Raw genomic sequence first — 26,242 nt, 5'->3', positions numbered from 1 at the left:
AAACCAGATTCAGAACAAGTCTTTCATGAAAAAGTCATTACGATAGAAGATGCTGAAATGTCACGAGATGACGCAATAGATAAACTGATTCACAATTTAAAATATCACAACTTTATAGACGATGAAGAAATGTTAAAAGAAGCTGTATTGAAACGCGAATCAGAATCAACAACAGCAATCGGTATGAATGTAGCCATCCCGCATGCTAAATCAAATGTTGTCAAACAGCCTGTCGTAGCTGTTCTGAAAAACAAACATGGTGTTGAATGGGAAAGTTTAGATGAAACACAACCTAAAATCATCTTCTTAATTGCTGTACCAAATGATAGTAGTGATACACACTTGAAGTTATTACAAAGACTGTCACGTACACTTATGGATGATGAAACAAGAGAAAAATTAATCAACGCTGAAAGCACAGAAGCTATTTATCATATTTTGAAAGAAATTTAATTTAAAAAGCCTGGAACGAATTTGTTCCAGGCTTTTCTATGTCTTATAAATCTAACTGCATTGCTCTATTTCGTGATACTTTTCACCTATCTTACGTGCTGCTTCTCTTCCACCCATAATATTTCTAGCGAAAGGTCCCAATTCTAAATCAGCTAATCCACCTGATACGAATAAATTCGGCAGCCATTCCAAATGTTTGCTAATTTCAGGATAACCACATTTATTGAGTGGTGCTTCATACTCATGAATTAAACGATTTAATATCGGTTGTGTTAATAAAGTATTATCAAATCCTGTTGCCAACAATATATGATCATAATCAATATGTTTCCCATCTACTGTTATGATTTGATGATTGTTAATATAGTCTAGTTCATTGAGATGTATCGTTAGTCTGCCCTTTTTCACATATTTCTTTAATCTAATGAACAACTCCTGAGGCATAGAACCTTTATGACGTTCTTTTAAAACAATATCCATCTTTTCTTCTGGATCTATCACTTTTGAAAAGCTTGCCATATTTTTAGGTCCTAACCATCCTGGATCAGCATCAAAATCATGAATTTCTAACGGCTTATTCGTCCATAAATGTACATGTTTTTCATCATCATGATAAATTAATTTTAAAGCTAAATGTGCAGCTGATATCCCACTTCCAACAACATGAGAACTTTCATTAAATTGAATATTTGCATCTTCAAAAATATGTTGTACATCTGGTGCATGCTCATATATTTCTGGAACCTTTGGCTTATGATTACAACCTGATGCGATGATGACATTCTGTGTATATATCATCTCCCCTGATTCCAATACGATACACCAATTATCTCGATATTTCTTTATATCTATTGCAGTATCTTTAACATGACATTCATGTAATCGGTAATATTCAACTTGTTCCGCTGTATGGTCCATAAACATATCTCTTTTCGGCCTTTTATACTTACCATAAATACCACCTGCATAATCCATTTTCTTAAAATATTGTTTTAAATGAAAAGGATTTGGGTGAACATGGTGTACGATTGGAGACCTTAAATAAGGCATACTAATATTCTGTGTTCGATGGTCAAATTGATGACAGAACACATCGTGCGGGTCAATAATTGTTAAGTCTTTATTTTTTAATCCTTTAACTTTTAATTCTAATGCTATCGTTATAGCGTGGATGCCACCACCTACTATCGTCCACTTCATCTTATCACCTTCATTTTATAAATCGTAATCAATACGTTTTATATCATAACCGATTTTCCCTATCATTTGCAACTGACATTTAAACAAACTTGACATCGATTATTAAAAACTATACATTGATAGTAATTAAATAGATGCACTAGGGGTGTTTTTTAACTGAGATGAGGATGAACTCGAACCCTTTGAACCTGAACTAGATCGTACTAGCGTAGGAAAGTGTTTGTGAAATGAATTTATAGGGATGACTATGCCCTTTTTATAAATATCTTTGTTTTTACACAACTTTCTTACGAGAAGGTTGTGTATTTTTTTATTTAAAATTCTATATGGGAGTGTTACATATGACAAAGACTATATTAGTAACAGGTAGTAGTAGAGGATTAGGCGCAACAATCGCACGTACATTAGCATCTGAAGGACATCAAGTCATCATTAATTATCATAATAGTAAAGCGTTAGCAGAACAGTTAGTTGCTGAAATTGGAGCAGAACAAGCGATTGCTATTCAAGCGGATGTGACGAATCGCGCTGAAGTTGATCAGTTAATTGATGAAGGTACGAAACATTTTGGAAAAATTGATGTCGTCGTCAACAATGCCTTAGTTAACTTTAAATTTGACCCAGTAAAACAAAAAGCATTCGTCGACCTTGCATGGGAAGACTATCAACAACAAATTGATGGCACATTAAAAGCAGCATTTAATATTGTGCAAAGTGTTGCACCTCAATTCATTGAAAGAAAACAAGGTGCGGTTATTAGCATCGGTACGAATTTATTCCAAAATCCTGTCGTACCTTATCACGAATATACAACTGCGAAAGCTGGTTTAATTGGCTTCACGCGTAATATCGCTGCTGAATTAGGTCAACATGGCATTACAGCCAATGTTGTTTCTGGTGGCCTACTCAAAACGACCGATGCCAGCTCTGTGACAACATCTGAAGTGTTTGACTTAATTGCTCAATCAACACCTCTTAAAAAAGTCACTTCACCACAAGATGTCGCAAATATGGTGAGCTTCCTTGCTTCTGATAAAGCAAGTGGTATAACTGGACAAAATTATACTGTAGATAACGGCTTAACAATGAACTAGAATTCCAAAAGAGAGATAAGGAGAATAGAAATGCGTAATTTAAGAAGCGATCAACTCAATATTGGTGTCTTATTATATGGATGTGGCCATCATCAAGCAGCATGGCTTATGGAAGACTCCTCTATTGAACAGATTGGTGATATCTCTTATTATCAATCATTAGCACAACTATCAGAAAGAGGTTTATTAGATGCTGTGTTCTTTGCAGATAATCAATCATTCCCTGCAAAATCAGATAGTGAATTACCAGCATTCTGGTTGGATCCAATTGTGAACTTGACTGCTATATCACAAGTTACAAAACATATTGGTTTAGTTTCAACAATATCAAGTTCATTTTCAAACCCTTATACTGCGGCTAGACAAATTTTAACCCTCGATCATGCAACGAATGGTCGTGTCGGTTGGAACTTAGTAACATCCATGACAGATATTGAAGCCCAAAATCATAGTATGAAAGCTTTACCTCAACATGATGATAGATATCATAAAGCACAAGAATTTGCTGAGTTGATGGACAAATTATTTACATCTTGGCATAAAGAAGACTTCGTTCATGACCGTCATAACAATAAAGTGATTAATCATGAGCATGTGCATGCTTTTCATCATTCTGGCAATTATTTCCAAGTAAATGGACCGTTATCCACACCGAGTAGCCCACAAGGCAAACCGGTCGCTATGCAAGCTGGTGCATCCAAACAAGGTATTGCATTAGCCGTCAAACATGCTGATGCTGTTTATTCAGTATCATGGAATTTGAAACAAGCGAAAGCTTATAGAAATAAATTAAATAAGGCCATTAGCGAAAGTGATACACCCGAGAAATATATTAAAGTCTTTCCAGGATTGGTTACTTATGTTGGGGAAACACGTGAAGAAGCACTACTTAAAAAAGAAAAATTAGATAAAGCTTTACCAATTGAAAATGCCATCAAACAATTAAGTACATTTGTTAGGCAAGATTGTTCGAAATGGTCATTGGATGAACCTGTCCCAGAATTGCCACCTGTAGATGCATTCGATGGTCCAGTAGGCAGATATGAAACGATTTTAGAAATTATAGAAGATACCAAACCTACAGTGAGAGAATTATTAGGTTATCTCAATGCAGGTGGTGGGCATCTCACATTAATAGGTACATCTGAAGAAATAGTAGATGAAATGGAACTTTGGTTTAAGTCTGGTGTTGCTGATGGTTTTAATCTAATGCCACCTACTTTACCACATAGTCTCGAAGATTTTGTAACATATATTGTTCCAGAATTACAACGACGCGGACTCTATAGAGAAGCATATTCAAGTCAGACATTTAAAGAACTTTTAAATGTAAATTAAAAAATTAAATAAGATAAATAAATGACAATAACAACAGAAATAGAACTAAACAACGTCGACATGAAGACTAATTCTGCAGCTAAAGCAGGATAATTATCATATTCTTGTGCAATAACTGAGCTGTTCACGGATGTCGGCATCGCTGAAGCAATAAATAATGTTTGAGCGATAATGCCGTCTAAACCCATGCATTTTATAATGACAAATGCGATAGCTGGTCCAACTACTAATCTTATAAAGATATAAATATAAGAAGATGACCATTTAAAATTAAGTTTAATATTAGCAATTTGTGCACCGAGAAGAATTAAAGCAATCGCAATCATAGCATCAGACAAATAACTGACAGTCGTCCACATGAATTCAGGAATTGGAATATGATTATAGTTTAAAATAATAGCAAGAACGAGTGCATAAATAATGGGCATCTTAAAGTAATTGAGTAATGCTTTAAGTTTACCTAATTGAACGGATTGAATTGCGAAGACACCATAAGTAAACGTGAAGACATTTTGTAGCGTTAATACAATAACTTGTGCAGACATTGCAAGTGGATCACTTTTAAATACAATATCATTTAACGGCGCACCGTAGTTACCAGAGTTAAAGAAGAGCACACTATTTGTTAAAGTCGTCTCTTTACCCTTATCTAAATTTTGCATTTTGGCGATAGCAAATGCGACGATATATAATGCAATTATGTATATAACGAAGAATACGATGATTAATAATAATAAATTTACTGCTAACTCAGCTTTGTAAAACTTCGCAAAAATAAATCCAGGCACAAACACATTGATATTTAATTTTGCGAGCGTACGTAAATCAAGTTTCACACGCTTTTGAAGAACATAACCTAACGCTGTCATTAGAAAAATCGGTACAACAACCGTTAGTAAAATATTGAGCATTTCAGACAAAAAGACACCCCCACGATGTATAAGATAAGTTTTTGATAGTAATATCATAACATTCTTAGATAATTGTTGGGGGCGTCTTTTTAGTATTGCAAATAATCGTGTGCTATATGTGAGAAAGTGATACAGACTTTGAATCGGATTAGGGGCTGAGATGTGGGATAGAGCTGGGTTTTTATGGAATTTGTGAGTTTACTAGGGTATTAACTCACGTCTTTTGCGATCTTGTGAGTTTACTGACTCTTTAACTCACATCTCACCCAATATTCTCATTCCACTCATCACTCAATTTATAAAATATACATTATGGCTTCATGAACCTCTTTTTCTACACCTCATCATTTACATAAAAAAGAAGAATCTGGGACAAAAATTCATTTGCCCCAGATTCATTCACACTAGTAAATATAATGGTTTCATTATATTTGTATATGCTCGTAATTGAATTATATCATGCCTTCCAATTACTACCAACTACTTGCACTTATTACATTAAAATGCAGCAAAATTTATTATTATACATAATAGAATTTTTAGTAAATTCAGTTTATTTTATTGAAAACCATTTTCATTTGTATTATGATTTTATTTAATATGTTTTTTTTAGACATTATTTTATCCAACAAAGGAGCGTCAATCATGAGTGAAAATAGCAATCTTGTAACTTCTACACAAAATATAATTGAACAAGCTTTATATAAATTAGGATACGACGAGGGTCTTTTTGAATTGATTAAAGAACCTGCTAGATTTTTAAGAGTTCGTATTCCAGTTAAAATGGATGATGGATCTGTAAAAACTTTTACAGGATATCGATCTCAACATAATAGTTCAGTAGGACCTACTAAAGGTGGCGTCCGCTTTCACCCTGATGTAGATGAAAATGAAGTAAAAGCATTATCTATGTGGATGACTTTAAAATGTGGTCTCGTTAACTTACCTTATGGTGGTGGTAAAGGTGCAATTCAATGTGACCCTCATAGCATGAGTCAAAATGAACTAGAAAGATTGTCACGTGGATATGTTAGAGCAATTGCTCAAATCGTCGGACCAACTAAGGATATTCCTGCACCAGATGTATATACAGATGCTCAAATCATGTCTTGGATGATGGATGAATATAGTATTATGCATAAAGTTAACGCGCCAAATTTCATTACAGGTAAACCCATTTCTTTAGGTGGTTCACTTGGTCGTGAACAAGCAACAGCATTAGGTGCTGTGATTACGATTGAAGAAGCGGCTAAACGTAAGCATATTAATATCGAAGGTTCAAAAGTTGTTATACAAGGGTTTGGTAATGCAGGTAGCTTTATCGCTAAAATCCTCCATGATAAAGGTGCAAAAATCGTATGTATCTCAGAAAGTCGTGGTGCTATATATGATCCAGAAGGTTTAGATATTGATCATTTATTAGAGCTTCGTAAAGAACACGGTAGAATCACACCTTTATTTGATAACATTATTCCGAACGAAGATATATTTGGAATTGATTGTGACATTTTAGTACCAGCAGCTTTAGCAAACCAAATCACCGCACAAAATGCAGGAGACATAAAAGCGAGTATAGTAGCAGAAGCGGCTAACGGTCCTACAACACAAGAAGCAACTCGCATACTAACAGAAAATGATGTACTTTTAATTCCAGATGTACTTGCCAGTGCCGGTGGTGTAACTGTTTCATACTTTGAATGGGTACAGAACAATCAAGGACTTTATTGGTCAGAAGAAGAAATAATTCAGTTATTAAGAACTAAAATTGTAGAAGCTTTTGACAAAGTATATGACATTTCACAAAAAAGAAAATTAGACATGAGATTATCAGCTTACGTTGTAGGTGTTAGACGTACAGCAGAAGCAACACGTTTCAGAGGATGGGCTTAATAAATAGAAAATTAAAGAAAATAATCTAAGTCGTGGCTTTACTCGGTACTTAAGCCATGACTTGGACGTTCTCTTGGCTTTATTCATCACTTAAGCCACGACTTGCCCTATCTCTTGGCTTTATTCAGTACTTAAGCCATGACTTAGGCTATCTCTTGGCTTTACTCGGTACTTAAGCCATGACTTGGACGTTCTCTTGGCTTTACTCGACACTTAAGCCATGACTCGGGCTATCTCTTGGCTTTACTCGGCACTTAAGCCATGACTTGGACAATCTCTTGGCTTTACTCGGTACTTAAGCCATGACTTGGACGTTCTCTTGGCTTTATTCATCACTTAAGCCACGACTTGGGCTATCTCTTGGCTTTATTCATCACTTAAGCCATGACTTGGACAATCTCTTGGCTTTACTCGGTACTTAAGCCATGACTTGGACGTTCTCTTGGCTTTACTCGACACTTAAGCCACGACTTCGTCTATCTCTTGGCTTAACGTCCCTATTAAGCCTTGAATCTCCTATTCCCCTTATATTTCATCCTCAATAGGTATCAAAAAAGCAGGAACCGCACTTGTGGTTCCTGCTTTTTACTATATTAACTATTCAAAGTAGCGATGTTCTTTAAGAAATTTTTCTGCGATTATAGCTGGCTCTTCTTTTTGACCGTCTGCTCTATAATTCAATTCTTGCATTTTTTTAGTAGATACTTTCCCAACCAATTTTTCTATAGATTTTTTAGCTGTTGGATTATTTTTTAAATAATCATTTGTTGCTAATGGGCTAGCGTCATAAGGTGGGAAGAAGTGACGATCATCTTCTAGTGTCACCAAATCATACGCAGCAATTCTACCATCTGTTGTATATCCAAGTGCTGCATCGATGCTCTTATTCTTCAATGCATCATATACGAGTCCTATTTGCATTGTTCTAATATCCTTAAATTCAAATCCGTATGCTTTTGAAAAAGCTGGATAGCCGTCCCCTTTTCTCTTAATCCATGTAGGATCACTTGCTACTCTTAGTTCATCTTTATGTTTAGCTAGATCCGAAACTTTTTTTAAATTGTACTTTTTAGCTGTTTCTTTAGTGACTGTAAATGCAAAGGTATTTTCAAATCCATATGAGTCAAAAAATGTTTGATCAAATTTCTTTTGGAAACCTGTTTTGACAGCTTTCTCAGCTTTTTTAGTATTTGTAATGGGTTCAGAGTTTAAAGCACCTACTAAATCAGTACCTGTATATCTTGTAGCAGATATTTGCGCATTATCATTTAATATCGCGTTATGTTCAATTACCGCAGAACCAAGATTATTTACAATTATCGGTTTTACTTGCCCTTTTGTATCATGCTCGATTTGCAAGCGAATCATATGCGCCATGATTTGAGACTCGCTTGTAGCAAGCGCCGTAATTTTCACTGTATCAGACGATGCGCCACCTAAGCCTGGTAAAGTACAACCGCTTAATAATAATGTACAAATTAAAATTAAAGTAAGTTTTTTAAATTTAATAACGATTCTCCTCCATTTTATGTATATTTGTATAGTATTAATATTAGCATAAATTGTTTGATTGATTTTTCAGGTATTTGGAAAAAGATTTTGAAGCGGATTGTATAACAATGTTTAGTTTATATTCAATTATACAACTGCTATAATGTGTATTAAGATAAAATATATCATTAAACATAAAGACGCACGGAGGATAAATGAATGGACGACTCATTAAGAAGCAAAAGGAAGAATGAACATATTCAGCTGGCATTAGATACGTATTCACCAGTTAGTACTGATTTTGATAAAGTACAGCTTATACATCAATCCATTCCTTCTATTAATAAAAATCAAATTGATTTATCAGTAAAGTTTCCGCATTTCACTTTTAAATACCCTATTTATATCAATGCGATGACGGGTGGAAGTGAAAGAGCAGCAACTATTAACAAAGAGTTAGCTCAAATAGCTAAAGCTTGTAACATACCTATGGCAGTTGGATCTACACATTCAGCACTAAAAGACCCTAACGCTGAATCAAGTTTCACAGTAGTACGTGACGAAAATCCTGAAGGTCTAATATTTAGTAATGTTGGAGCAGATATTGAATATGCAAAAGCTAAGAAATCAATAGAACTTTTAAATGCTGATGCCTTACAAATTCACGTCAATGCACCTCAAGAACTTATAATGCCTGAAGGTGATACTGAATTTGAAAATTGGTTAACGAACATTCAAGAAATTCAAGATAATATTGATATACCAGTGATCATCAAAGAAGTTGGTTTCGGTATGAGTGCTGAAACGATTCAAAAAGTTAAAGATATTGGCATTCAATATGTAGATGTCAGTGGTAGAGGCGGTACGAATTTTGCGGACATTGAAAATCAAAGAAGACCATTAAAAGATATGGCATTCTTAAATCAATGGGGACAAAGTACTGTTCAGAGCTTATTAGAAGCACAAGTATTAAATGCAGATATTCACATATTAGCTAGTGGTGGCGTTAAAAACCCACTCGATGCCATTAAGTCTCTTGTACTAGGCGCAGAAGCTGTTGGCTTATCTGGATATGTTCTCAAATATTTAGATGCTTATGGCGTAGAAGATACAATTGAACATATGAAACAATTTATAGAACAAATGCATGTCATTGCTAATTTATTGAATGCATCAAACGTATCTGATTTAAAATCAGTCAGCTATGTATTGTCTCCAGAATTACAGACATATGTAGAACAACGCGCGAAATCAATTAAAGCTTAATCATAAAAAACAGCTTTTCTTCTTGTCGAAAAGCTGTTTTTTATATGACTATAATATCTCAAACATCATTCATATTTTTCGCAATTTAATATTCATTTTCATTGTAAGTTAAAAGTGATAATATTAAACATATATATTAAACATATCTTTAAAGTACATGTGTACTTTTCTATATTGTACAACTTAAAGGAGAGATTATCATGTCTGATCAACATATACCATCTTTATATTATACGGAAGCTTCAAAAAGTGCTGTACCGCTACTTGCGCATGAACAGCACTTGCAAACTGTAACAGCTGAACCTTGGATCAAAATTTCTGATGAAGGTCTTCAATTAGAAGGTTTATGCTTTGATAGAAATCATAATCTTTTCTTATGTGAAGTATTTGGCGGAACTATTTTCCGCATAGATTTACCTGAGAAAAAAGTTAATACAGTATTTAAATCTGAGAAAACTAACCCGGCTTCTGTTAAAATACATAAAGACGGACGATTATATATGTCTTATTTAGGTGACTTCAAAAGTTCTGGTGGTATTTTTGCTACTGATGCAGACGGCAGAAATCCACAAAGTATCGTTTCTGATATCGATACAGAATATTGCGTTGATGATTTAGTATTCGATAGTAAAGGTGGATTCTACTTTACTGATTTTAGAGGATATTCTACAAATCCACTTGGTGGCGTATATTATGTCTCACCTGATCATCAAACGATTACACCTATTATTCAAAATATCGCAGTAGCAAATGGTATTGCATTAAGTACTGATGAACGTGTACTATGGGTGACTGAAACAAATGCGAATAGATTACATCGTATTTCATTGGAAGAAGATGGTGTAACAATCGAACCTTTTGGTGCATCTATTCCATATCATTTTACAGGTCATGAAGGTCCAGATTCTTGTTGTATTGATAGTGACGATAATCTGTATGTTGCTATGTATGGTCAAGGTAGAGTACTTGTCTTTAACAAAAGTGGTTACCCTATCGGTCAAATATTAATGCCAGGTCGTGACCAAGGGCATATGTTAAGATCGACACATCCTGCATTTATACCAGGTACAAATCAATTAATTATTTGCGCCAATGATATAGAACGTGGTGGCGATTCTTGGTTATTTATAGCAAAAGGCTTTGCAAAAGGTCATAATAGCTATCAATTTCATTAAAAATTGTAATTATTGCACATTAATTAGTTAAAGTTTTTGAATATATGGTGACAGAGCTTTATAATAATAAAGTGTTTAACAAAAATAAAATAAGAAATACTAAAGGTGATTGAAAATATGGCACAAATAGGATACGGGGAAGCAAATGGGAAAGTTATTTTAATAGGAGAGCATGCTGTTACTTTTGGGCAACCAGCAATAGCGATTCCATTTACAACAGGTAAAGTGAACGTAACTATCCAGTCACTTAACGCTGGTGATACTTCATATATTAATAGTGATGTATTTGAAGGAACGTTACAAACAGCTCCTGAACATATTAAATCTGTTATCTCAAGATTTATCGATAAACATCATATCAAAGAGCCTATAAATGTTAAATTCGAAACAAATCTCCCCCCTTCAAGAGGATTAGGTTCCAGTGCTGCTATGGCTATCGCCTTTGTAAGAGCAAGTTATGATTATATAGGAGAGCCTCTTTCTGACGAATTATTAATAGAAGAAGCAAATTGGGCAGAACAAATCGCGCATGGCAAACCTAGTGGCATCGATACACAAACGATTGTCTCTAATAAACCAGTATGGTTCCACCAAGGAAAAGTAACTACTTTAAAACCATTATCCATAAACGGCTATATGGTGGTGATAGATACAGGTGTTCAAGGTTCTACTAAACAAGCAGTCGAAGATGTCCACCAATTATGTGATCATAACGAACAATATATGCAGTACATAGAGCATATTGGTACGCTCGTATATGATGCTAATGAAGCAATCGAACATCATGATTTCACACAATTAGCACACGTATTTGAACGTGCACAAGAAAATTTACGCAAGTTAACAGTTAGTCATGACAATATTGAAGCATTACTTGAAATAAGTAAATTACAAGGTGCAACTGCGGGCAAGCTTACAGGCGGCGGCCGTGGTGGCAGTATGATTGTACTCGCTCAAAATCTCGACATTGCTGAAAAAATTGCAACAAGTGCTGAAAAATTCGGTGCTCATCATACTTGGATTGAAAATTTAGGAGGTTAACGAGATTGAATATGAGTGGTAAAGTCCGTGCGCACACAAATATTGCTTTAATTAAATATTGGGGAAAAGCCGATGAATCACTTATCATCCCCATGAATAATAGCTTATCCGTTACGCTTGATAAATTTTATACAGAAACAAAAGTAACATTTAGTCCTGAATACACGAAAGATATACTCGTTCTAAATGGTGAAGAAGTAAACGAAGAACAATCGAAGAAAATTTATCAGTTTATGAATCTTGTAAGAGAACGTAGTCATACTTCACACTATGCTTATATTGAAAGTGTCAATTATGTTCCTACAGCAGCAGGTCTTGCTTCATCATCAAGTGCATTTGCAGCCCTTGCTGGAGCTTGTAACGAAGCACTTAACTTAAATATGTCAGATAAAGATTTATCAAGATTAGCTAGAAGAGGTTCTGGCTCAGCTTCTAGAAGTATTTTTGGTGGATTTGCTGAATGGGATAAAGGTCACGACGACGAAACCTCATATGCACACGCAATCGATGCACAAGGTTGGGAAGAAGATTTATCAATGGTATTTGTTGTCATCAATAACCAATCTAAAAAAGTATCTAGTCGTTCAGGCATGTCACATACAAGAGACACATCTCGTTTCTACCAATATTGGTTAGATCATGTTGATGAAGATATTGCATTAGTTAAAGAAGCGATACGTAACAAAGACTTCAAACATTTAGGTGAAGTCATCGAAGAAAATGGCTTACGCATGCACGCTACTAATTTAGGTGCACAGCCACCTTTCACATACTTAGTACCAGAAAGTTATGAAGTTATGGATATTGTGCATCAATGTAGAAAAGCTGGATATCCATGCTATTTCACAATGGATGCAGGTCCAAATGTTAAAATATTAGTCGAAAAGAAAAACCAGCAATTTATAATAGACGCTTTACTTAAATCTTTTAATAAAGAACAAGTTATTGCGAGTGATATTACAAACACAGGAATTGAAATTATTGAGTAAGGAAGAGATATAATGATTCAAGTCAAAGCGCCAGGAAAGCTGTATATTGCTGGAGAATATGCAGTAACAGAGCCCGGATATAAATCTGTCTTAATTGCAGTTGATCGATTTGTGACGGCCACAATTGAAGATACGAATTCTTCATCAGGATTTATCCATTCTAAGACTTTACATCATGAGCCGATTACATTTACAAGAGAACAAGACAAAATCATCATTTCTGATAATGATGCTGCAGATCAGCTTAAATATATTACACAAGCTATAGAAGTCTTTGAACAATTTGCTAAAAGTTCCAATGTCACATTAAGACATTATAACTTAACAATTGATAGTAACCTCGATGATGCATCCGGTCATAAATATGGTTTAGGTTCTAGTGCAGCAGTATTAGTATCTGTTATCAAAGCTCTAAATGAATTCTATAACTTACAATTATCAAATTTATTTATTTATAAATTAGCTGTTATCGCTAATATGAAATTACAAAGTTTAAGTTCTTGCGGTGATATCGCAGTAAGTGTTTATACAGGTTGGTTAGTCTATAGTACTTTTGATCACGTTTGGGTCAAACAACAAATAGAAGAAACATCTGTAATGGACGTACTATATAAAAACTGGCCAGGCTTACACATAGAACCACTTCAAGCACCAGAGCATATGGAAGTATTAATCGGTTGGACAGGCTCACCCGCTTCTTCACATCATTTAGTTAGTGAAGTAAAACGTTTAAAAGCAGACCCAACAATATATACACAATTTTTAGATCAATCACAGAAATATGTTGAACAACTAATTAAAGCATTTAAGACAAATAATATACAAGGTGTTCAAGATACAATTAGAAAGAATCGTACCGTTATACAATATTTAGATTCATTCGCTACAATAGATATCGAAACACCACACCTTAAAAAATTATGCGATATCGGAGAATCATACGGTGGCGCAAGTAAAACATCAGGAGCTGGCGGTGGCGACTGCGGTATCACAATTGTAGAAAACGATAGAAATAAACAAAAAATATATAATGAATGGTCGAGCAATGGCATTAAGCCACTTAACTTTAGTATTTATCACGGACAATAATATAATTAAAGCTAGGACTTTCAACAAGTCCTAGCTTTTTTGTGGAAAAATATATGGTGAATGTTGCTAGTTAGAGCTATCTTGCAATATTCGGTCGCTCTATGTTGCTAGTCAGAGCTGTCTTACAATATTCGACGGTTCTATGTTGCTAGTCAGAGTCGTCTTGATAAATACAAAGCTCCTATTTATCTTGTTTCACCTGTCTTGATAAATACAGCACCTCTGAACACATCTCTCATATTTCTTTTATTTATATTTATTCATCATTTCTTGGGAAATGTGACAATAATCGTCTGGGCATTTTTCTAAACGGTCTTGGTGTTCTTCTGCGCTTCGTACATAATTCTCTAAAGGTTTAACCTCAACTGCAATTCGGTCTGCATCACTTCTATTTGCTATAAATTGGCGTGCTGCTTCTAAATGATACTCTTCTTCACTATAGACACCTGTTCGATATTTTAACCCGACGTCTTCACCTTGTTTGTTCACACTATATGGTTCTATGATTTCAAACAAGTATGTCATCAAATCTTCTACTTGAACGATTGCAGGATCAAATACAGTCTTTACACATTCTGCATAACCATCGTATTCACCTTCAAGTGTACAACTACTTCCATTCGCCCTACCCGCTTCTGTCTCAACTACACCGGGTAACGTCTTTACAAAAGCTTGTACGCCCCATAAACAACCACCCGCTAAATATATCGTTTCCATAGCCAACTCCCACTACACTTTTATATTAAGTGTTTTTGATTAATACAATTTTATTATTAAATCGATTTTTAAAAAAGACTATATACTTAAACCATTTCAAATGTCGCCATCTATGTGAATATCTATCAAAATAATTATATTCTTTAACAACTTTCCAATTTCCCGGCAAAATATCTTTTAGTTCCACCACATTATTATAACCAAACTTAAATAATGGTTTACTAGAAAGCTTAGAGACAGATGGATGATGATTTGTATGTTTAGTCATAAACTTTGAACAAAATTCTGAAGCAATTACTAATTGATGCTTGTCAAATGACCGAGCAATTTCTTTATACAAAGCTTCAATTTCTTCTTTCTCAAAATACATTAACACACCTTCAAATATTATTAAAATTTCACTATCTTCTTTAATATGTACATTACGTTTAACTTCATCAATCCAAGTATAATCAAACATAGACTTATTAATCATTTTATAAAAATATGTTTCATTAAAAAATTGTTTTCTAAGATTTATACTTCCGGGCAGATCAATATCAATCCATGGAATATTGGTCAATTTCAATCGACTGAAACGCGTATCTAACCCACATCCAATATTGATAATAAATGGATGATTAGACTGTTTAATAAAGTTTATAACAATTTCGTCTAAAATTTCTGTCCTAATACTAATACCAAGCTGCGATCGCCAGTCCACATATGTATCAAGTACAAGATTATCTATTTCTTTTATTATTTTAACAGATAACGGATCATTGATTATTGGCATATCACTTAAAGTCTCTCTCGCCTTAGCAGCAAGTGGTATTAACATAGATTCAGGTATTCCTTTTAATTCTGACATACCATAGCCCCCCACTAGAATTTTAAATTTATTATTGCACATTGTTAAAAAATGTCAATTTAAACTTTTTATTCTTTTTGAGGAAGGATATTCAAATTATGATAAAATACAATAAACTAAAATCTAAAAAATCAAATTGGAGGACTACTATGAAATTAATTGCATATAACGACAATTATTATGATAAAGTGCAGTCATATCAAATGGATGATTCACAACTTCAGTTTACAAAGTCTCCACAAGAAAATATTGAACTGGCAGCACAAAATAAAAATAGACATTGCATATTAGGATTAACAGAAGATGATAATCTGGCTGTATTCTTCGTCTTGCATGAACATAGCGAGTTTACAAAGTACTTTTCAACACCTGACGAATCCACAATTTTTGTAAGATCATTATCAACAGATAAACGATACTTAAGACAAGGTTACGCAAAACAAAGCTTACAACAACTCAATCATTACTTATCAGAACATATGCCACATATAAATCACATTGCACTCTTAGTTGATATCCCAAATCGAATTGCATATGAGCTATATATTAAATTAGGCTTTGTAGATACCGGCGTAGAAATAAATAACGATGGTGATTTAACAATATTAATGGAGAAGCATTTATAAGAAGTTGATTAGCAACTTTTTCTACTTGAAGAAACTATATCCTCAACATAATTTATAAATTTTTCTTTTTCTTCAAAGAAAGGATAATGATTACTTTCATTAAATGTTTCTAATTTTGCATTAGGCATGTTAAGTGACACTTCTTTACTAAACTCATATGGACATTGTGCATCATAAATCCCACAATATATATAAGCTCGAGTTTCTGTATCTCTTAATTGATTAGTAATATTATAGTAAGGTAGTTCTTCACTAAAATAATTCAGTCTATCTGACAATACTTTTCCACTTTGTTTTATATTAATCATTTCATAGTAAGCATCCTTTTGATGTAAAGACATCATAACCCATTCTTTATTTAATGCTCTTTTTTCTTCAATAGTTAATTCTTGGTTTTCTAGCAACTTGAATATTTCCATCAATCGATTATGATTCGGATTACCTTCATTATATATACTTTTTGCATGTTTCATATACTCACCAGAAGCTGCGATTCCACCAGCAATAATTTCCTTTAAAGATTTAGGATATAAAATCGCATAATAGAGTGCTAAAAAACCTCCAGTAGAATGACCTGCCATAGTCCATTTCTTAATACCCAACTTTTCTTTGATACTTTCCAAATCTCGAACAGTATCTTCCATACTATATGTGCACTCTTTTGTACTGCCGTCTGAGTTACCAGCACCTCTAAGGTTAATTATATACACTGTATAATACTTACTTAATAATTGTGAAAAGTAATCACCATTTTCATTAAATTGACTATAATGGTGCGTATATATTAATGGTTCTCCATTGCCCTTTTTAAAGACTTCAAACTTACCCCTTTTGGCATCCACATATAATTTTTCAAACATTTTCTTCTCCCCCTTTAGTTATTTCTCCCCTATTTCTTAACTCATTCTTAACTATTATTAAATAACTTTTAACTGCCTATTTTTTTGGAATTTTTATATTATAATCAACTCATCAAATGATTGGAGATGGTTATATATGAAATTCAAAAAATTAATTCCTGTTACTTTATCTGCTGTTATTTTAGGTTTTGGTGCGATTACTATTACTGATTCTCATCATGCTGATGCTAGAACGTATTCTCAAAATGGATTAACGCTTCATGATGATACGCGCTTACCTTTCCATACTGATCAAGATTTAACTACTCTATTAAGTAAAGATACTGATGCATTAACTAAAAAGCAACTTATTCATTATTTTAAATTATTAGGCTTTAAAAATGTAGGACAAGTTATTAAAACTGCTGAAAAGCAAAACATTGATGTTTCTGTTTTTTATAAATATAGAAATCATAAAGGCTGGAAATAGGAAATAAAGAGTTGAATGGCATAATTCATGTCATTCAACTCTTTATGTGAATATACATATTATGATTCACATACATTTAATTGTGCTTAACAACTAAACTTTTTTATACTATTTAAGAAATTTTACTTTTTTTATAATTGAAAGTTTGGTAAAATCTTAATGCATTAATTAATTTAATGGAGGAATACAATATGGAAAATATAGAGAAAGAAGAGTTATTACAAGATTTTAAAACTAAGCTTTTACGATTGAATACTAATTTTAAATTTCTATGTGGACATGTTGCTAATAGTAATGGTTATTCATTAAATTACCTGAACTTATTGTATTTTATTAGTGAAAATGAAGGTATGACTTTAGCTGGACTTGCCGAATCCATAGACATGGATAAAGGAAATTTAAGTCGATTATTAAATGAACAAATTAGAGAAGGCTATGTAGAAAAGAAAATGGATTGTCAAGATAATAGAAAAATTCATGTCTTTATAACAGAAGTTGGTAGTGAAAAAATTAAAGAATTAAATAAAATATGTATCACAAATCTAGATCACTTGTTAAAAATATTACCTAATGAAGAATTTACGAACTTCATTTCCACTTTAGATAAATTAGACAATCATTTTAGTAATTATGCAAAAGTAATTAAAGACGGGGAACTCCAAGTTTAACTTCATAAAAAATAGTCAATATTACTCCAATTCGACCTCAAACTCACTTTTAAGAAAGATAAAAACGATTTCATATTATTTTACAAAATCAAACAATTGAAAAATGCAACTTTTTTGATACAATATAATGAGGATAAAAATGTGCATTCATATAAAAATTGTTCCATATCAACTAGATACTTTCAAATTGACATATCATATAAATAAAAAAAGAGAATTAGAGGAGATAAGAAAATGGATTATAGAGTACTATTGTTTTATAAATATACAACAATTACTGACCCCGAAACTTTTGCAGCAGAACATTTAGAATTTTGTAAAGAGCTTGATCTTAAAGGACGTATTTTAGTAGCAACTGAAGGTATCAACGGGACACTTTCAGGTACGAAAGCTGACACGGATAAATACATGGAACAAATGAAAGCAGACGAAAGATTTGAAGGTATTACATTCAAAATCGATGAAGCAGAAGGACATACTTTCAAGAAAATGCACGTGCGTCCAAGACCAGAAATCGTAGCATTAGACTTAGAAGATGATGTAGACCCTAGAGAATTAACTGGTAACTACTTATCACCAAAAGAATTTAAAGAAGCTTTATTAGAAGAAGATACAATCGTAATTGATGCAAGAAATGATTACGAATACGACTTAGGACACTTCCGCGGTGCAATTCGTCCAGATATAACAAGATTCAGAGATTTACCAGACTGGATTAAAGAAAATAAAGAACAATTTATGGATAAGAAAATCGTCACTTATTGTACAGGTGGTATCCGTTGTGAAAAATTCTCAGGATTCTTATTAAAAGAAGGTTTCGAAGACGTAAGCCAATTAGAAGGCGGAATCGCAACATATGGTAAAGATCCAGAAACTAAAGGTGAATTCTGGGACGGTAAAATGTACGTATTCGATGAAAGAATTAGCGTAGACGTAAACCAAGTTGAAAAAACAGTAGTCGGTAAAGAATGGTTCGACGGCACACCATGTGAAAGATACATTAACTGTAGTAACCCAGAATGTAACCGTCAATTCTTAGTTATAGAAGAGAACGAACACAAATATCTTGGTGCATGCTCCCACGAATGTGCATCACACGAAAGAAACCGTTACGTAAAAGCACACAACATTAGCGAAGAAGAAAAAGCAAACCGCTTAGAAAACTTTAAATCATTAGTATAAAAAATATCACTAAATAACCCCCTTACTACGCAACTAGTAAGGGGGTTTGGTGATGCCTATGGAAATTATGTTATGTATTCATTATATGAAATATTCCATAATTTGTAAATGAATAGTTTTTTAACTTCTATTTATTATTTAAATAAATGCGAGATGACATTACGTTCTTTATCTGATTCTACGTCCATATATTTATCAATGAGTCGTGTATCTATATTTGCGATTTCATTTAAAAATTTTGGACTTACTTTTAAGTCATTTAATAAAAATTCTGGTGTCATAACCTTCTCTTTAAAGTAAAAATCTAATAAACTATTTATTTTAACTGGTTTTGATAACTTGATTTCCTCATCAAGTGGCTCTTTTCGTCTATAACCCTTTTTATTTACAGATTCCCAAAAATATCTATTTTGAGTTTCAGTCAATAATCCTAAATAATAAGCTCTCAATTCTATAGATTGTATCGAAACAAACCACTTTTCTTTTAATATTTTCATATGATCTGGATTAGATTTTTTAGTAAGCTTATTAAAATCTTCTATAAACTCAGCTTCTGGTAATAAAAACTCAGCTGCAAAAATATTAGCTTCATTTTCTAATTGTTTATACTCCGCTTGTGACAAATTATCAAACTGAATGTGTCTGTGTAAAAGTATATGGCATAGTTCATGCGCTATATCAAAATTCCTTCTTACAGCTATGCCTTTGTTATTACCTAATATAATATATGGTATTTCACGATTTGACCAAAAACTAAATGCATCAGCATCATTATCAATATTTTTTTCAAATATCATGATGCCTGATTTTTCTAAATTAAACAATAAATGATTATTACTACAGTTTCCTAATAATTTTTTCCTACTTATACTTGCACATTTTTTTATAATTTTAATGCGATCTAAATCCTCTAAAGATTCTATCAAGTCATCCAACTCATCAATCAAAGCTTTTATTTCCATTAATGGTGATTTAACATATGCTAGTAAATAATTGGTTAAATTCGACACATAATTAGCCTGATAATGTTGTTTGTTTAATAACTTAGTAGATACCTTATAGCTCACAGCTCTGAACGCGATTGTTTGTTTTTCAACAGATTTTTCCTTAAGTATCTTAGGTTGATCACTTATAAAATAACTTGTTTGCACATTAAATAAGTTTGACAATTCATATATCTTATTAATTTCAGGCATCATATTTTTCACTTCATACTGCCATATAGCTTGCTCACTTACACTAACCTTTTCAGCAAGTTCTTTCCGGCTGTATCCATTAAGTGTTCTCACACACTCAAGATTGCTACCTATAAACATTCTTTTCACCTATTCCTTAATCTTTATTAGATTCATCTTCATCTTCTTCTGTAAGACTATATCTAAATTCTTTTTCAATATCTACAATTCCTTCTTCTAACTCTCTATCAGATTTAAGCACTTCTAAATCTTTATAATCAATAAAATATTGTTCCTCATTTTTAATTAAATTCAATAAATAGTCAGTTAAATCCGGAAGATAATACTGCAGTATTATCTTCCGGATTTGGGATCCATAATTTCACAGAATTTAACTGTCTCGTTATAACGTCAATACCATATGTAACAATAGTAAATATATGACCATCACTATTATCTTCATTTCTAATATCATCAAAAAGTACTCTATCAGCATCAAGTTGATAAGGTTCTTCACTTATTGTTTTAATTTTTTCAAAATTTAATCCATAATTGTCATTCATTAAATCTTTTAAATATTTTTTCTCCTTAGTCTCTTTATCATTTAATGCATTCTTACCATAAGTGACATTCTTCTCATCAAAATACCTTTCATTCTTAAAGATAAAACTCACTTTCCTGTTACCCTGATTCTCAATTGTGTTGAATTTTAAAAATTTCCAAGCTGGCCCAGCATTTTGTTTAATAAATCCACAATATTCATCTATATGTCTATATACTTGATTCTCAATATGATTAGACTTTACGTGAGCATAAGCATCACTAATATACATTTCATTTTCTTTCTCTTTTCTAACCTCAATATAATCCTTATATCCTGCAACAATACCTTTTACAATTGAATCCAATAAATTAGAATTAATAGAAATCATATTATCACCTCTTGAAGTTTAAAATAATTATCTTCAATATACACTATAAAAACTGTAAATTCAAAGATTTTTTTAAAGTTATATAAGGTATTTTATTTTAAAATTAAAGTAATTATGTATTGATTCATGTTATTCTAAACAAACACTATTCGTCATTATCGACTTGGTAATCATTGTAACTTTTGATAACTGCTATATCTTGTATCGTCAACTTTCCCCTGTGTTATCCTATTGGAATACCGATACTTTATTCCACTAAAAAAACTCAGAAATCCTATTTATTAGATTTCTGAGTTTAATATATAATGAATCTTTAATTAAAACGAAATAACGCCTATTATTCCAGCAACAAATATCATAAACACTGAGGAACCTATTGCCCACTTCATAACAACTTTTTGGTTTGTACCATAATCTATGCCTAACATACCGACTAATAAATAACCGGCGGCGTAAAGCGGACTTAATACGTGTAATGGTTGTCCTAATATCGATGCTCTTGCCATTTCAGCTTTTGCTACACCGAATTGTTGGGCAGACTCTGCTAAGATTGGCAATATACCATAATAAAATGGATCATTGGCCATAAAATATGTGAATGGCATACTTAAGATTGCTGTGATGAGTGCAAAGTGATTCCCCATTGATTCAGGAATAACATTTACTAATGCTTTTGCCATCTCATCTACCATTTCTGTACCATTCATAACCCCTGTGAAAATTCCAGAAGCAAACACTAACCCTACAACTGCTAATACATTGCCTGCATGACGTTTAATCAATTCAGATTGCACTTCAAGGCTTGGATAATTGATTAGTAATGCAATTGCAAAACCAATCATGAATAATACTGGAATTGGTAAGAAACTTGTAATTAATGCGATTAATAATAATATTGTTAAAAGTGCATTAACAATCACAATTTTTGGTCTTAATAATGCTTTTTCATCTTCATCTGTACCATTAGAATTATGCATTTCATCAAGTGTTAAACTTAAATGATTTTTAATACCGACTCTTTTTCTTTCTTTAACACCTAATACATAAGCTGAAAATACAGCAAATAGTATACCAGCTATCATTACTGGAATAATCGGTGTGAATACTTCTTCAGTCGTTAACTGTAGCGAAGAAATCGCTCTAGCAGTTGGTCCACCCCATGGTGTCATATTCATAACGCCAATAGATAGTAATGCTAACGTTGATAATATGTATAAGTTCATGCCCATTTTCTTATATAAAGGAAGCATAGCCGTAACAGTAATAATAAACGTTGTCGTGCCATCTCCATCTAACGCAACTAATGATGCTAAAGCAACTGTTCCAATAGTAATCTTAACTGGATCTCCTTTAACAGCTTTCATAATTGCTTCAATAACAGGATTAAATAATCCTGCGTCAATCATAACCCCAAAGTATAAAATTGCGAATACGAGCATAATACCCGTTGGTGCCACTGTTAATAGTCCATCCACCATATATTCGCCTAATTTTGAATAAAATCCTCCAATCAGTCCGAAAACTGTTGGCACTATAATTAATGCTGCTAAAGCTGACATCTTTTTGCTCATAATGAGAATCATAAAAATGATTACCATTACGAATCCAAGTATTGCCAAATTCATGATGTTGTACCCCCTCTATTGTATTTTATTATTGTAAGCGTTTTTATAAATATTCGCAATAGACTATTTTAAAAATTTTCAGAATATTAATTAACATTTTTTAATATAAAAAAATACCATCCAAATATAATTTGGACGGTATTATGATTAATTACTTAAAGCTAATTTAATATGTGCTAAATGATGTTCTTCGTGCCATGATAATTTTGCGATTTTAAAGGCTACTGTTGTTTCACCATTATCTTCATGAATGAATGCGCGTTTCAGTTGTTCTTCAGATAAACTTCGTCCAACTGCAACTATCCGTTCATTAATACCTTCTAACATTCTAAGTGAACATTCGATAGGTAATTCATTATCTGGTAATTCAATCCATTTTTCTTGATCAAAACCAACTATTGTCGGCTTTCTATCATCAGTCAAAGCAATCTTCAAACGTTGATACATATTAAGTTGAGAATCAGCTATATGATGGACAAGCTGTCTAACTGTCCAACTACCTTCTCTGTACTTTTTCTTTAATGCTTCGTCGTTTAATCCATCAACAACTTTTCTTAATCGATTTGCGTAATTACCAATCTCATCTAACCACTGATTAATATCATTCATTGTTACTTTTTCAGGTAATTCTAATTCTCCAATTGGAAATCTTACATCCACAATAATCACCCTTTTCATTAGATTAAATTCACCTTTATTATAGGTTATATTTATGATTAATGAAAATTAAACATATCGTGTCGTGCGGTAAATTATTAATTTCCAAAAACAGGAACACCCATTGGCGTTCCTGTTTTTTTATTTATTTTGTAATTTTTACTTTACCGACTGAGTTGTCTTTACTTTTTGCTGATACTTCAAATTTCAAGCCATTATTCGGTAATAATACGCCTGCATCTTTTTGTCCTTGGTTTGAGTAATCTTGACTATCATCGAATACAGGGTTTTTCTTCGTTTTATTATCGTGTAGTTTATAGCCCTCTTCGTTTTTCAATTTTAATTTTGGTTGATGATCTAAACTAAATGCTGCGTCTCTAATTTGGAATTGTGTTGTTGCTGGATCATCAGCTACACCTTTCTTCTTCCAATTCAATGCATTTTGGTCAGCATCTACAACGCTTATGAAACCTTGTCCTTGATGAGAACTTACGTTGTTATCTGAGAAACTCTTATCAACGTACCAAACTGTTAAACCTTTGTTGTAAGACATCGTTCCGCCACCGCGTTTAATGTGTTGTAATCCTTTATCTGGTCCTGTAAAGTTTCTCCATTGTAATAAATAGTAGTTCTCATCATATCTATTACCATCACTTTGTTCGAAGCCTTGTAAATCAAATTTCGCTTTACCTTCTGCATTATCACTGAAGATGTTTTGTCCATCTTCTGAAGTTACTTTAACTTTATCGACAAACCAACCTGGGTTTGTTTCAAATTTATCTGTTACATATAAGAATCTTAATTTTACTTTTTTACCATCATATTTTGATAAATCAAATTTAGCATTAACATATCCTTCAGACTGACCATCAATACCATTACCTTGGTTCTGTCCACTCTCTGATGGGTCATCATTGTTCGTAATATTACCTGCTACGTTTTCCCAATTTTGACCATCGTCAGTAGATACTTGAACATAACCATAGTCAAATCCTTGTTCTATATCATACCAAGTCTTAAATTTTAACGTACTTGATTTAGCAGAACTTAAATCTAATGCAGTTTCCATAGAATATTGAGAATCATCATCTGCACCACTCCAGTATGCTTTCTTACCTTGAATTGGCTTTTGAATTAAAGTCGATTTGTCAGGGAGCTTAACTTTTATCGCATCATTGTTTGTGCCTTTAGTAGAGGCTTCATCTATAAGTTCTGACGTTTCACCTTTAAATTCAGATGCATTGATTTCATTACCTGTTTGCCAATTACCACCATGTAATTGTTGAAGCATTTCTTTCATGTATGGATCAAATCCAGTCGGTTCAGTACCTGGAACAGTACCTGCCCAACTACCTGATGACATAATAGACCAGAATGAAACGGGTTCACCTTTACCTGAATACTCAGTATCATATTCATCTGGTAATCCTAAGTCGTGTCCAAATTCATGAGAGAACACACCTGCTGCACCATCTTCAGGTTGAACGGTGTAATCAATTGCTGCTAATTTCCCATCAAATTGATCAAGCCCTGAATCAGTACCAGGAATTGTGTAAGGTTCACCTTTATCATCAAAATCAAGTGACCATCTATGTGACCAAATGGCATCTGTTCCTAATTTACCGCCACCCGCTTCTTCACCAGGACCAGAGTGTACAATCATAATGTGATCAATGATACCATCTTTCTCATCATAAACACCATCACCATCAATATCATCACGATCCCATTGGTCATAATCACTTAAATTAATATCTGGATCTTTCGCTGCTTGTTCTAGCGCTTCTTTAATCAATTCTTTCGGTTTACCATCGCTGCCACTTTCGTCTGGCACATTCCCACCATAATAACTTGCAGGATGTTTAGCTTTATACCAACCATGCACTTTTCCATCTATATCATAACTACCACCAGATTGGTTTTTGTAATACTGTTTCATACTCATTAAATTCTCGCCATTTGGACCTTTATAGCCATTTTCTCCAAATACCATATCTTGAAAATGAGAAACTGGGTAATCATCATAGTACATATCCGTTTCATCTTTTGTAATCGAACTATGAGGATAATCTGGAAATTCCATCGCTAATACTAACACTTTATCTTGTCGTACTTTACCTTTATATTTTTCTTCTTCAACATTATCAACACGTTTACCGTTGTTTTTCTTTTTATACATTTCTTTTTGATTCTTATTTAATGGTTCTAAACGCTTACCATTGTTCCCCTTGTTGTATTTCTTATCAAAAAGCCCTTTATTCGGTATGTATTTTTGATGATATTGCTCACCTTTACCATCCATATACTCTCTGATTTTCTTGTTTTTCTGTTCAGGTGTTTCAGTTGATTCAATGACACCTTCTTTTTCTAATGTTTCGAGTAACCTGTCTTCATTTGGTGCGACACTATTTGCAGATGCTTGAGTAGCAAATGCAGGTAGTACAATCAGAGCACTTAATGAAGCAACTGATAACTTTTTCATAAATAAATTCACTTTAAAAAATCCCCCTTATTTATATAATCTATATACATTATATACATATT

The 26,242-nt window shown here is 33.0% G+C and carries 24 protein-coding genes, 1 pseudogene and 1 riboswitch; of the genes and pseudogenes, 13 read left to right on the top strand and 12 right to left on the bottom strand.

What is annotated here, in order from left to right:
* Positions 1 to 18: 18 nt before the first annotated feature.
* Positions 19 to 453: pseudogene (locus MHH94_RS14340) on the top strand (PTS sugar transporter subunit IIA); the annotation flags it as partial.
* A gap of 51 nt (positions 454 to 504) precedes the next feature.
* Here MHH94_RS14340 and MHH94_RS01255 read toward each other — a convergent pair.
* Positions 505 to 1,653, bottom strand: coding sequence for an NAD(P)-binding domain-containing protein (locus MHH94_RS01255; RefSeq protein WP_078355294.1), 1,149 nt, complete (start codon positions 1,651 to 1,653; stop codon positions 505 to 507).
* A 131-nt stretch (positions 1,654 to 1,784) separates the two neighbouring features.
* Positions 1,785 to 1,885, top strand: a riboswitch (TPP riboswitch).
* Between the two features lie 109 nt (positions 1,886 to 1,994).
* Between MHH94_RS01255 and MHH94_RS01250 the strand changes: the two genes are divergently transcribed.
* Positions 1,995 to 2,747: a 3-oxoacyl-ACP reductase gene (locus MHH94_RS01250; RefSeq protein ID WP_340839315.1), complete on the top strand. Its 753-nt coding sequence runs from the start codon at positions 1,995 to 1,997 to the stop codon at positions 2,745 to 2,747.
* Positions 2,748 to 2,777: 30 nt separating this feature from the next.
* The gene (locus tag MHH94_RS01245; protein WP_084756064.1) at positions 2,778 to 4,085 is read left to right on the top strand and encodes an NtaA/DmoA family FMN-dependent monooxygenase; all 1,308 of its coding nucleotides are present in this window, start codon (positions 2,778 to 2,780) and stop codon (positions 4,083 to 4,085) included.
* Here MHH94_RS01245 and MHH94_RS01240 read toward each other — a convergent pair.
* Positions 4,082 to 5,005, bottom strand: a complete 924-nt coding sequence (locus MHH94_RS01240; protein WP_058592100.1) for an AEC family transporter — start codon at positions 5,003 to 5,005, stop codon at positions 4,082 to 4,084. The two genes, MHH94_RS01245 and MHH94_RS01240, sit on opposite strands and share 4 nt — an antisense overlap.
* Before the next feature lie 636 nt (positions 5,006 to 5,641).
* On the opposite strand from MHH94_RS01240, the gene MHH94_RS01235 reads away from it, so the two are divergent.
* Positions 5,642 to 6,886 (top strand): Glu/Leu/Phe/Val family dehydrogenase, encoded by a 1,245-nt coding sequence (locus tag MHH94_RS01235; protein ID WP_088592106.1) that lies wholly within the window; start codon positions 5,642 to 5,644, stop codon positions 6,884 to 6,886.
* A gap of 597 nt (positions 6,887 to 7,483) precedes the next feature.
* On the opposite strand, the gene MHH94_RS01230 is transcribed toward MHH94_RS01235, so the two are convergent.
* Positions 7,484 to 8,395, bottom strand: a complete 912-nt coding sequence (locus MHH94_RS01230) for an osmoprotectant ABC transporter substrate-binding protein (protein WP_058591896.1) — start codon at positions 8,393 to 8,395, stop codon at positions 7,484 to 7,486.
* Positions 8,396 to 8,596: 201 nt separating this feature from the next.
* Here MHH94_RS01230 and fni point away from each other — a divergent pair, with 201 nt between their 5' ends.
* The 5 genes from fni to MHH94_RS01205 all read left to right on the top strand — a co-directional run bounded on the left by fni (position 8,597) and on the right by MHH94_RS01205 (position 13,937).
* Positions 8,597 to 9,643 (top strand): type 2 isopentenyl-diphosphate Delta-isomerase, encoded by a 1,047-nt coding sequence (fni, locus tag MHH94_RS01225; protein WP_078355298.1) that lies wholly within the window; start codon positions 8,597 to 8,599, stop codon positions 9,641 to 9,643.
* A 200-nt stretch (positions 9,644 to 9,843) separates the two neighbouring features.
* Positions 9,844 to 10,818: an SMP-30/gluconolactonase/LRE family protein gene (locus MHH94_RS01220; RefSeq protein WP_058591898.1), complete on the top strand. Its 975-nt coding sequence runs from the start codon at positions 9,844 to 9,846 to the stop codon at positions 10,816 to 10,818.
* 117 nt (positions 10,819 to 10,935) lie between these two features.
* Positions 10,936 to 11,859, top strand: a complete 924-nt coding sequence (mvk, locus tag MHH94_RS01215) for a mevalonate kinase (RefSeq protein ID WP_048540479.1) — start codon at positions 10,936 to 10,938, stop codon at positions 11,857 to 11,859.
* Positions 11,860 to 11,864: 5 nt separating this feature from the next.
* Positions 11,865 to 12,848, top strand: coding sequence for a diphosphomevalonate decarboxylase (gene mvaD / locus MHH94_RS01210; RefSeq protein WP_340839314.1), 984 nt, complete (start codon positions 11,865 to 11,867; stop codon positions 12,846 to 12,848).
* Between the two features lie 12 nt (positions 12,849 to 12,860).
* The gene (locus MHH94_RS01205; RefSeq protein WP_037589206.1) at positions 12,861 to 13,937 is read left to right on the top strand and encodes a phosphomevalonate kinase; all 1,077 of its coding nucleotides are present in this window, start codon (positions 12,861 to 12,863) and stop codon (positions 13,935 to 13,937) included.
* A gap of 246 nt (positions 13,938 to 14,183) precedes the next feature.
* Here the strand turns inward: MHH94_RS01205 and MHH94_RS01200 are convergent, their stop codons facing one another.
* Positions 14,184 to 14,654 (bottom strand): peptide-methionine (S)-S-oxide reductase, encoded by a 471-nt coding sequence (locus MHH94_RS01200; protein ID WP_058591899.1) that lies wholly within the window; start codon positions 14,652 to 14,654, stop codon positions 14,184 to 14,186.
* Between the two features lie 25 nt (positions 14,655 to 14,679).
* Entirely contained in the window at positions 14,680 to 15,504 is an 825-nt protein-coding gene (locus MHH94_RS01195; RefSeq protein WP_325887470.1) for a class I SAM-dependent methyltransferase, read from the bottom strand.
* A 149-nt stretch (positions 15,505 to 15,653) separates the two neighbouring features.
* On the opposite strand from MHH94_RS01195, the gene MHH94_RS01190 reads away from it, so the two are divergent.
* A complete protein-coding gene (locus MHH94_RS01190) occupies positions 15,654 to 16,130 on the top strand; it encodes a GNAT family N-acetyltransferase (protein ID WP_182679462.1) in 477 nt (158 codons plus the stop codon).
* 8 nt (positions 16,131 to 16,138) lie between these two features.
* Here the strand turns inward: MHH94_RS01190 and MHH94_RS01185 are convergent, their stop codons facing one another.
* Positions 16,139 to 16,990, bottom strand: coding sequence for an alpha/beta fold hydrolase (locus tag MHH94_RS01185; protein WP_340839313.1), 852 nt, complete (start codon positions 16,988 to 16,990; stop codon positions 16,139 to 16,141).
* A gap of 136 nt (positions 16,991 to 17,126) precedes the next feature.
* Here MHH94_RS01185 and spn point away from each other — a divergent pair, with 136 nt between their 5' ends.
* The 3 genes from spn (at position 17,127) to trhO (ending at position 19,309) form a co-directional block, all read left to right on the top strand.
* Entirely contained in the window at positions 17,127 to 17,459 is a 333-nt protein-coding gene (gene spn / locus MHH94_RS01180) for an SPIN family peroxidase inhibitor (RefSeq protein ID WP_340839312.1), read from the top strand.
* A 191-nt stretch (positions 17,460 to 17,650) separates the two neighbouring features.
* Positions 17,651 to 18,127 carry a MarR family winged helix-turn-helix transcriptional regulator gene (locus MHH94_RS01175; RefSeq protein WP_217844087.1) on the top strand — a complete coding sequence of 159 codons (477 nt, stop codon included), beginning with the start codon at positions 17,651 to 17,653 and terminating at the stop codon, positions 18,125 to 18,127.
* Positions 18,128 to 18,361: 234 nt separating this feature from the next.
* Complete coding sequence (gene trhO, locus MHH94_RS01170) at positions 18,362 to 19,309, top strand: oxygen-dependent tRNA uridine(34) hydroxylase TrhO (protein ID WP_107603327.1); 948 nt, start codon at positions 18,362 to 18,364, stop codon at positions 19,307 to 19,309.
* Positions 19,310 to 19,443: 134 nt separating this feature from the next.
* Here trhO and MHH94_RS01165 read toward each other — a convergent pair whose 3' ends face one another.
* The 6 genes from MHH94_RS01165 to MHH94_RS01140 all read right to left on the bottom strand — a co-directional run bounded on the left by MHH94_RS01165 (position 19,444) and on the right by MHH94_RS01140 (position 26,180).
* A complete protein-coding gene (locus tag MHH94_RS01165) occupies positions 19,444 to 20,625 on the bottom strand; it encodes a spr1629 family repressor/antitoxin (protein ID WP_058591905.1) in 1,182 nt (393 codons plus the stop codon).
* A 16-nt stretch (positions 20,626 to 20,641) separates the two neighbouring features.
* Positions 20,642 to 20,800 carry a hypothetical protein gene (locus MHH94_RS01160; protein ID WP_182679484.1) on the bottom strand — a complete coding sequence of 53 codons (159 nt, stop codon included), beginning with the start codon at positions 20,798 to 20,800 and terminating at the stop codon, positions 20,642 to 20,644.
* A gap of 7 nt (positions 20,801 to 20,807) precedes the next feature.
* The gene (locus MHH94_RS01155) at positions 20,808 to 21,416 is read right to left on the bottom strand and encodes a spr1630 family ClpXP-sensitive toxin (protein ID WP_325887471.1); all 609 of its coding nucleotides are present in this window, start codon (positions 21,414 to 21,416) and stop codon (positions 20,808 to 20,810) included.
* Positions 21,417 to 21,733: 317 nt separating this feature from the next.
* The gene (locus tag MHH94_RS01150; protein WP_058591906.1) at positions 21,734 to 23,041 is read right to left on the bottom strand and encodes a CitMHS family transporter; all 1,308 of its coding nucleotides are present in this window, start codon (positions 23,039 to 23,041) and stop codon (positions 21,734 to 21,736) included.
* Between the two features lie 147 nt (positions 23,042 to 23,188).
* Positions 23,189 to 23,701, bottom strand: a complete 513-nt coding sequence (locus MHH94_RS01145; RefSeq protein ID WP_058591960.1) for a YfiT family bacillithiol transferase — start codon at positions 23,699 to 23,701, stop codon at positions 23,189 to 23,191.
* Between the two features lie 142 nt (positions 23,702 to 23,843).
* Positions 23,844 to 26,180, bottom strand: a complete 2,337-nt coding sequence (locus MHH94_RS01140) for an immune inhibitor A domain-containing protein (RefSeq protein ID WP_107609159.1) — start codon at positions 26,178 to 26,180, stop codon at positions 23,844 to 23,846.
* Between the last annotated feature and the right edge of the window lie 62 nt (positions 26,181 to 26,242).

This window comes from Mammaliicoccus sp. FSL K6-3158, from assembly GCF_038005105.1.
Lineage (GTDB): Bacteria > Bacillota > Bacilli > Staphylococcales > Staphylococcaceae > Mammaliicoccus > Mammaliicoccus sciuri.
Note: the sequence above shows the minus strand (reverse complement) of the source record. Positions and strands in the feature narration are given on the sequence as shown.